The sequence below is a fragment of the Deltaproteobacteria bacterium genome, assembly GCA_016874775.1.
Classification (GTDB): Bacteria; Desulfobacterota; Binatia; order Bin18; family Bin18; genus VGTJ01.
Window position 1 is genome coordinate 1 of sequence record VGTJ01000231.1, and the last position, 7875, is coordinate 7875.

Genomic DNA, 7875 nt, shown 5'->3' on the forward strand with positions numbered 1-7875 from the left:
ACTCAGAAATGGGCTCCTGCAGCACCATTGGCAACGCCGGTCTTAGCTTGTCGGGGCCGTGCCGCCAAGCATAGCACTGTCTCGTTTCTGCCTCCACGCTCCGCGCCGCGCGCTGTGGAGGACTCAGAATGACAGCGCCATAGAAATACGTCGTAAAGTGTACACAGTCATGCTCTCTAGTTTCATTAACTGGCGAACAACCGAACACTCTGCGTTTCGTGGCGCATTATGGCAACATCTGTGAGCGGGGAGAAGCTGCTCATGAAAGGAGGAGGAGGAAGGTGCAATATCTCTAGCAACGGCGCGTGCAATTGCCCAAGAATCTGTTGCGCTTCAATGTGACTGATGATTCCTAGTCGTATCGCCACGCTAACGAAGGTCAGACACAACCCGTGGCCAGATAGCATGGTTGCGGCCTCTTCACTCAGGCCAACACCGCGCCAGACTACTCCTTGCGCCACTGGTACATGACCATAGGCCTGTCCTGTTTTGATCCACTCCAGATACGTAGCGGCATTGCGCGTTGCTAACTGCGCATGGGTGCGCAGGAGCGCACGCCCGGCCCGGCGGGAGGCTTCACGCAGGTCACGGGCAAGCGCAAGAGCTTCAAGTTCAGCATCAATCTGAGCGACCTGCGCTAGAGCATCACCCGCGCGATAGGTACTGATTAATGCGACACGATCACACCGTGCCCAACGTAAGCGGAGTTGCCCGGCAATGAATCGCGTCAGCGAGACAGCATCAGTCACTTTTCCGTCAGCGTGTAAGGTCTCCAGTCCCCAAGATGACGCAAACGCACCACTCGGGAAGAAACTGTCGCCGTGCTGTAAGAGTGTCAGTATTTCAGGCGGATTCGTCATCCTGAGCTTTCTGGATACGTCCACTCGTCAGCAACGGACGTAAGCGATCGAGATAGGTCTGTTCAGGTCCTTCACGCGCCACTGCCAGGCCAAGAGGAGAGAAGCGCACCCGCCAATGCAGATGGCCTGCGGTGTACCCTAGCTCCAACGCGGCATTCACGTCACGAGGAACAAAGACCAACCATTCCTCCTCTTTCATCCGCACGACGATAGCCCGATCTTCATCGAGATAAAGAACCGCACCATCACCAAGCGTCGTATCTCGGGCTAACGCGATCGCAACATCAGTACCGTGATCAGTCGTCACTCGTAAGCGATGCCGTTTGGCATCGGCGCGGCTTAGCACAACGGACTCGACCTTACCGGCGTGCTCAAGTCGGTGGAGCTGCTCAGCAAAGTCGCGCTCTGAGACGTACCCCAGGATGTCGGTAAGATGAAGCAAGACAGGCCTTTCCTTTTAGGTACAGCTCCGAGCGCCACGGATCCTAAGGAAGAAACGTAATCGCATCGCCATAGCCAACAACAAATAGAGCAGCCACCCGACGAGAAAACTCTGCAAAAGCAATTGCGGCAGTAGCTGTTGTGAAGCGGTGTGGAGCGCTACCACACCAGTACCAATGTAGTTGAGGATCCCAGCCCAATGGCCGATAGGGTTAGAGACCAGGACGACGTCGGTTTTTCGGCCAGCAAGTAACCACGAGTCGACCGTATATTGTCCAAACGCTAGCGCAATCGCAGTGGGAATCCACCAGGGAGTAGTGCCGATATGCACAAGGAAGGTCAGGGTCACCAGCAGAAAGGTAATATCAGCCAGGTTATCCAAAACTTTGCCGAAGTCGGAATCTACCCCCAAGGCGCGAGCGACAGGGCCGTCGTAGTAATCGCTTGCACAAATCAGCAAAAAGAGGACAACAACGGTAAGAGCATTCAGGAGGGTTGATTGACGGTAGCCAGTTTCGATAACAACGAGAAATACGGGGGTCAGCACTAACCGTACACTGGTTAGCACATGGGCGAAATTAAACGATCTTCTTACCGGAAAAGAAAGAGCCACAATCGAGTCCTTTTCACAATTGTTACGTTTCTTTACCATAGAAGGAGCAGAAGGAGTACACCATGATCACGAAACATTTACTCTGGTCAGTCATTCTTGGCACGACCTTGTTCACGGTTGGGTGTGGGCCGACGTATGGCGGGCGGGGGTATGGATATGGGTCTCCCTACCGCACCTATGATCCGTACTACAGCGGGGGCTATTACGATCCATACTATGGCAACCGTAACCCCTATTCGTATGGAAGTTACGATAATCGCTCACATGGACAGGTACATCGTGACATTGAACGTGATGCAGACCGGGTCGAGCGGAAATACGAAAAAGGCATGCGCCGCTTAGACCGACAAGAACAAGAGGCACGAGAGAAGGCCGCACGACGCTTTGGTGGGAATACCTCTGATCCACGTTACCAGGACAGATTGGGAGAGATCGACCGCAAATACGACCACAAGCGAAATAAAGTCGACAATTTACGAGATAAAGGCCATCGCAACCTTGACCGTGGCCACGATCGTTATCATCGGGGATGGTAAGCAAAAGGCAATAGCATAGAAAACAAAAGGGGCGACCAAGTTGGTCGCCCCTTCGTGTTTCATCTCTTACAAGAACAAGAAACTATTTTTTCTCAGCTTGAGCTGGCGCAGGAGCAGCGGCAGCCGGTGCCGGAGCTGGGGCCTCAACCTTCGGTGCACCTTCAACTTTCAGTACTTTGACATCGAAAATCAATTTCTTCCCAGCTAACGGATGGTTCATATCGAGAACCACAGTCTTGTCTTTAATCTCTTTGACCTCGGCAAACATCATCTGGCCGTTCGGGGCACGCCCAGTCAGCTTTGAACCAACCTTCCGCGCACCTTCCGGAATTTTATCCACCTCGACCTCTTGGGTGCGTTTGGGGTCAACCTGGCCATACCCTTCGTCAGGTGAGACTTCAACATGTTTCGTTTCTCCGGCTTTGAGCCCTACCAAATTTTTCTCCAGCCCAGGCACAATCTGATGCGCTCCGTGTGTATACACTAAAGGCTCTTTACCTACGTTTGATTGGACCTGGGTTTTATCATCAAGACTGAGAGTAAATTCCAAGGACACTTGTTTGCCATCAGCAATAACTCCAGCAGCAGCCGGTTTCTTCTCATCTGCCCAACTTGGGCCCACCAATGCCCATACCAAGCTCGCACCCACTGCCAGTGCAATGCTGCTTCTGCTTTTTCTTCCGTTCATCATCCCTGTTCACTCCTTTCCAAAAAAAGAAGGCACGAGGCGGAAAATCGCAATTCTCGTGCCCTCTATAAAGTGATGCCCTCGAAAATCTTTAACGAGTGACGGTCACCATACCATAACACCCACGGGATCAAAAGGTTCTTCTGTTTACAACATGCGTGGCGGTTCCAGGTGCGAGCCGAGCGTGCTGTCAAACACCTTGAAGAGATGATCAAGATCCCACGGCCCTTGGCTATAAATCACCTTCTCAGGAACGATGTGCGTGTAGAGCGCAATGCGATACCCACTAGCACCAAACACTTGTCCGTTCACATGTGCGGCTTTGTCGCTCGCAAGATAGGCGACGATCGGCGCAACGTTATTCGGGTCCATCGGACTCGCTTGAGCCTGCTCACTACTTGTTGAAAGACCCATCTGTTGCGCAAAGTTGGCAGGAATCGTATCAGTCATGCGAGTCGCTGCGCCGGGCATGATGGCGTTACACGTGATCCCATACTTCGCGAGCGAATTAGCGCAACTATAGGTCAGTCCGAGAATCCCAGCTTTGGCCGCAGCATAGTTCGGCTGCCCCGGCGCGCCAAGCGCTGAACCAGACGAGAAGTTAATGATACGTCCACTCTTCTGTTGGCGCATCGCTGCTGAGGCTGGACGAATCGTGCAGTAATGTCCTTTGAGATGAACGGCGATCACCGCATCCCATTCTTCTTCGCTCATGTTGAAGATCATGCGGTCGCGCAAAATGCCTGCACAGTTAACCAAGATGTCGATTCTGCCAAACGAATCGATCGCGTTTTGAATGAGGTTCTCTCCGCCTTTCACAGTCGCGATATTATCGGTGTTCGCAACCGCTTGCCCACCCGCTTTTTTGATCTCATCAACAACTTGTTGGGCTGGCCCTTTGTCTACGCCTTCCCCTGCGACGCTCGCGCCTAGATCGTTGACCACGACTTTAGCGCCTTCCTTTGCCATCAACAGCGCAATGCCACGTCCAATGCCACGTCCTGAACCAGTAATTGCTGCAACTTTGCCATCGAGTTTGCCCATGATGAATTCCTCCTTTTCTTTTTTAGCCCTCAGCGTTCAGCTGTCAGCTATCAGCAAGAATCGAACAAGTTTTTCTCCTTTAGCTGACCGCTGAGGGCTAAGGGCTGATAGCTTTTTACCCCTTCGGCAATCCCAACATCCGATCACCGAGAATGCCACGTTGAATCTCCGACGTACCACCACCAATAGTGAGTAAGCGATACCACAACGCCGCACGTGGCCAGCGCCCGTGATCAACGGCGTGCGACGAGCCCTGGACCACCTGCGCATACGGCCCCAACAGTTCAGTAGCAAATTGCGCGATGCGCATATTGAGGTCTGAACCAAACAATTTGTTGATCGACCCTTCTGGCCCAGGCGGAGTGCCTTTGAGCCGTTTGCTGAAGCTGCGAAACATGTTGTAAGTAATCGCCTGGCTCTCCATCGTGAACTGTGCGAGCTTTTGTCGCACGGCTGGGTCTTTACTCGCTGGTTGTCCGTTAATTTCAAACACCTGACAGAGACGAATCAACTCTTTAAGATGTCGATGCACCGGCAAATCTGAACCAATGCCTGCCCGCTCGTGCATCAGTGTCGTCACCAATACTTTCCAGCCTTCATCTTTTGGACCGATCAGATTGGCCTTTGGCACGCGCACATCTTCAAAGAACACTTCGTTAAACTCAGCATCGCCGGTGATCTGTACCAGTGGTCGCACAGTGATGCCCGGCGTTTTCATATCAACAATCAAACAACTAATACCGCGATGTTTGGGCGAATCGGGGTCAGTCCGCACAAACAGTTGGATGAAACTGGCGCGATGCGCATAGCTGGTCCAGACTTTTTGTCCGTTGACGACGAAAAAATCACCATCTTCAACCGCTCGCGTTTGCATTGAGGCTAAGTCGGACCCTGCATTCGGTTCTGACAGCCCTTCGCACCAAATCTCTTCACCAGAGAGAATCTTCGGGAGGTAGCGCTTCTTTTGTTCTTCGGTGCCCCAGTGAATGAGCGTCGGGCCAGACATAATCAAACCCAGCATATTCGCGTAACGCGGAGCCCGCACTTTCCCGAGTTCCTGATTGAAAATGAACATCTCCATCAGACTGGCACCACGTCCACCGTACTCCTTGGGCCAGTGAATCCCGACCCAACCACCTTCATGGGCTTTTTTCTGCCACGCGCGTTGAAAATCGAAACGCGCCTCCAGGTCGATTGCCTCGACTTTTTCAGGATCAAAGTCCTTGGGCAGATTACTTTCCAACCACGTACGTACCTCTTGGCGAAATGCTTCTTCTTCAGGAGAGAAATTAAAATCCATAGTGTTCCTCGTTGCGGCCCTACCTTAGCCAGCGGTCGGGGCGGATTGCAATATGCCCTGCTTTCGCGCGATAAGAAATCGCAGCAACAAAAAAGGAGAACAAGCATGGCAACAACATCACCGTATACGTACATCGCCGCAGGACATCACCAAGTCGCCTTTGTCGTGAACGACATCAGCGCTTCAGAACGTTTCTTCACCGAGAAACTCGGCGTACCCAAGTTCTTTCTCTTTAAAGACGTCCAAGTGCACGAAGCAACGTATCGCGGCAAGCCAGGCGATTTTCATATTCACATCGCGATTGGCTATGCAGGCAATACACAAATTGAGCTGATTCAGCATGTGTCTGGGCAGAATGTCTACAAAGAGTTTCTCGACAAAAAAGGCGAGGGCCTACATCACTTGGGGTTCATCGTACCAGACCACGATAAAGTCATTGCTGACTTCGCCGCCAATGGATTTCCCGTGATTCAGAGTGGCCGTATCGGCAACAATCCTGGAGTGAAGTTTGCCTATTTCGATACCGAAGCTGCCATCGGCGCGCTCATGGAAAGCATCGTGCTGGACGAGCAAAACCGCAAGCTGTTTGAGAAGATTAAAGGTGGGCCATTGTAAAAATCTGCAACAAATGTTTGAGCACTGAGCACTCGCAATGAAACAGCAAATCAATCTGAGCGCCATTTCCTCGCAAACACTGGAACATTACAATCAGAACGCCGACGATTTTCGCGCCGGTACGTGGAATCACGACGTCAGCCAGAACATAGCAGCGTTATTACGTCACATCAACGGTGCGCCACCGTTCACTATTCTCGACTTCGGATGCGGACCGGGACGCGACCTCAAAGCGTTCACTGGTCTGGGGCATAGAGCCGTCGGGTTAGATGGCGCAGTACGCTTCGTAACGATGGCGCGTGAAAACACAGGATGTGAAGTGTGGCACCAGGATTTCCTTGCGCTTGCTCTGCCGGACAATCACTTTGATGGGGTCTTCGCGAATGCCTCGCTGTTCCATGTCCCAAGCAGTGAGTTACCTCGGGTGTTACAACAATTGTATGCCACACTGAAGCCTGAAGGGATTTTCTTCAGCTCCAATCCGCGTGGAGATAATTATGAGGGCTGGAGCGCAGGGCGGTACGGCGCGTTCCATGATCTTGAGACATGGCGTCAATACCTGTCGGACGCGCGCTTCGTTGAGCTGGAACACTATTACCGACCGACAGGATTGCCACGCACACAACAGCCGTGGCTCGCCAGCGTGTGGCGGAAAGCGTAGAACCGGCCACGCATTGATCCGCTCCAGCATGCATGCATACGGAGGAAGAAATGGCAGGCTCGCTCATTTGCTTGGGTCTGCCCCTCATTCTCACGAGCGACGCATTTTCTCTAGATCTTTATTTCTGCTAAATAGCCACGGGCGAATCTGGACGACGAGTTCTGTATAGGTTTTTTATCCAAGCCTCGATTGGCGCGGATTTCCCCTCGTGAGGAGCCGCGTGTTCGTCATGCCCGCGCAGCTTGTCCCCGGTCATTAGGGCAATGGCGTTAAGTTAGTAGCTTTCTGATTCCCTCTCCCTCAGGGAGAGGGCTAGGGTGAGGGGATGAAATATAAGGCTGCTGGCTTTTCGATCCCCTCATCCTGACCTTCTCCCGGTGGGAGAAGGAACCCACATCCGCAAGGTCGTGGCTTAACTTAATACCATTGCCCTGGCAGGGAGAGGGCTAGGGTGAGGGTCGTAAGCTGAGAGCTGGGCTAAAGCCAATTACACACATACATAAAGAGCGCGTTTATCCCCGTCCTATTGCCCCAACAAGCTCTTCAAGGAACTCCTGAAAGACGGGAATTTCTGACTCTTGGGTAATCTCTATACCGAGTGCTTCGGCAATTGGTTCCAGCAATACAAAGGCTGAGTCGCTTCCGACGATCAAGAGTTGCGGGAGCATTTCCAACTGCTGGACGATTTTCAGAAATCGAGCCGGGACCTCGCGCTCGCGTTCTCCAGGTTTCAATAATTCCATTCCGAGCACTAGCGCAGCTTCGTTCATCACCAGGAAACTGTGCGGATAAAATGGTCGATCTCCTTCGCCAACCACAGTCGGCAGCAGTAAACAATCGGTCATCCACGAACCTTGCTGTGGATAGTTGGCGCGTTTGATCCGTTCGAGCAGGAACTCATCGATAATGGGCGCGAGTTGCGGTGGTTCATATTCAGCAGGAACCTGCCACGTGTCAGTCCACTGACCGTCTTGCAGGACTCTCACGAGATACGTTTCCTCCTCATCCATTTCCTCATTACACGACTTGGAAGGGTAGGGTGGTAAGCGAGCGTGGACTGCGGTCAAGAGGCGCGCAGATATAGAGGAAGAGGATGGATACGCCATGCTACCGATGG

At 52.5% G+C, this 7875-nt stretch carries 10 protein-coding genes; 3 read left to right on the plus strand and 7 right to left on the minus strand.

Annotated features, from left to right (window positions below; translation table 11 throughout):
• Positions 1–185: 185 nt before the first annotated feature.
• The 3 genes from FJ147_25710 to FJ147_25720 are packed head-to-tail and all read right to left on the minus strand — an operon-like array spanning position 186 to position 1953.
• The gene (locus tag FJ147_25710) at positions 186–860 is read right to left on the minus strand and encodes an urease accessory protein UreF (GenBank protein MBM4259284.1); all 675 of its coding nucleotides are present in this window, start codon (positions 858–860) and stop codon (positions 186–188) included.
• Complete coding sequence (ureE, locus tag FJ147_25715; GenBank protein ID MBM4259285.1) at positions 844–1302, minus strand: urease accessory protein UreE; 459 nt, start codon at positions 1300–1302, stop codon at positions 844–846. Before ureE ends, FJ147_25710 begins: the two co-directional genes overlap by 17 nt.
• Before the next feature lie 15 nt (positions 1303–1317).
• Complete coding sequence (locus FJ147_25720) at positions 1318–1953, minus strand: CDP-alcohol phosphatidyltransferase family protein (protein ID MBM4259286.1); 636 nt, start codon at positions 1951–1953, stop codon at positions 1318–1320.
• A 23-nt stretch (positions 1954–1976) separates the two neighbouring features.
• Here FJ147_25720 and FJ147_25725 point away from each other — a divergent pair, with 23 nt between their 5' ends.
• Positions 1977–2450 (plus strand): hypothetical protein, encoded by a 474-nt coding sequence (locus tag FJ147_25725; GenBank protein ID MBM4259287.1) that lies wholly within the window; start codon positions 1977–1979, stop codon positions 2448–2450.
• Positions 2451–2532: 82 nt separating this feature from the next.
• Here FJ147_25725 and FJ147_25730 read toward each other — a convergent pair whose 3' ends face one another.
• From FJ147_25730 to FJ147_25740, 3 genes are all read right to left on the minus strand, one after another.
• The gene (locus tag FJ147_25730) at positions 2533–3141 is read right to left on the minus strand and encodes a peptidylprolyl isomerase (protein MBM4259288.1); all 609 of its coding nucleotides are present in this window, start codon (positions 3139–3141) and stop codon (positions 2533–2535) included.
• A gap of 144 nt (positions 3142–3285) precedes the next feature.
• Positions 3286–4182 carry an SDR family oxidoreductase gene (locus FJ147_25735; GenBank protein MBM4259289.1) on the minus strand — a complete coding sequence of 299 codons (897 nt, stop codon included), beginning with the start codon at positions 4180–4182 and terminating at the stop codon, positions 3286–3288.
• Positions 4183–4297: 115 nt separating this feature from the next.
• Positions 4298–5482 carry an acyl-CoA dehydrogenase gene (locus FJ147_25740; protein MBM4259290.1) on the minus strand — a complete coding sequence of 395 codons (1185 nt, stop codon included), beginning with the start codon at positions 5480–5482 and terminating at the stop codon, positions 4298–4300.
• Positions 5483–5587: 105 nt separating this feature from the next.
• Here FJ147_25740 and FJ147_25745 point away from each other — a divergent pair, with 105 nt between their 5' ends.
• On the plus strand, positions 5588–6097 hold the full coding sequence (locus tag FJ147_25745) for a hypothetical protein (GenBank protein ID MBM4259291.1): 510 nt from the start codon (positions 5588–5590) through the stop codon (positions 6095–6097).
• A gap of 37 nt (positions 6098–6134) precedes the next feature.
• Positions 6135–6758 (plus strand): class I SAM-dependent methyltransferase, encoded by a 624-nt coding sequence (locus tag FJ147_25750; protein MBM4259292.1) that lies wholly within the window; start codon positions 6135–6137, stop codon positions 6756–6758.
• A gap of 512 nt (positions 6759–7270) precedes the next feature.
• Here the strand turns inward: FJ147_25750 and FJ147_25755 are convergent.
• Positions 7271–7768, minus strand: coding sequence for a hypothetical protein (locus tag FJ147_25755; GenBank protein MBM4259293.1), 498 nt, complete (start codon positions 7766–7768; stop codon positions 7271–7273).
• Positions 7769–7875: the final 107 nt, after the last annotated feature.

What these genes read in the sequence shown, in the direction of transcription:
- FJ147_25740 (MBM4259290.1), bottom strand. Translation starts at nt 5,482, where the DNA reads ATGGATTTTAATTTCTCTCCTGAAGAAGAAGCATTTCGCCAAGAGGTA.
- FJ147_25750 (MBM4259292.1), top strand. Translation starts at nt 6,135, where the DNA reads ATGAAACAGCAAATCAATCTGAGCGCCATTTCCTCGCAAACACTGGAA.
- FJ147_25745 (MBM4259291.1), top strand. Translation starts at nt 5,588, where the DNA reads ATGGCAACAACATCACCGTATACGTACATCGCCGCAGGACATCACCAA.
- FJ147_25720 (MBM4259286.1), bottom strand. Translation starts at nt 1,953, where the DNA reads ATGGTAAAGAAACGTAACAATTGTGAAAAGGACTCGATTGTGGCTCTT.
- FJ147_25755 (MBM4259293.1), bottom strand. Translation starts at nt 7,768, where the DNA reads ATGGATGAGGAGGAAACGTATCTCGTGAGAGTCCTGCAAGACGGTCAG.
- FJ147_25730 (MBM4259288.1), bottom strand. Translation starts at nt 3,141, where the DNA reads ATGATGAACGGAAGAAAAAGCAGAAGCAGCATTGCACTGGCAGTGGGT.
- FJ147_25725 (MBM4259287.1), top strand. Translation starts at nt 1,977, where the DNA reads ATGATCACGAAACATTTACTCTGGTCAGTCATTCTTGGCACGACCTTG.
- FJ147_25735 (MBM4259289.1), bottom strand. Translation starts at nt 4,182, where the DNA reads ATGGGCAAACTCGATGGCAAAGTTGCAGCAATTACTGGTTCAGGACGT.
- FJ147_25710 (MBM4259284.1), bottom strand. Translation starts at nt 860, where the DNA reads ATGACGAATCCGCCTGAAATACTGACACTCTTACAGCACGGCGACAGT.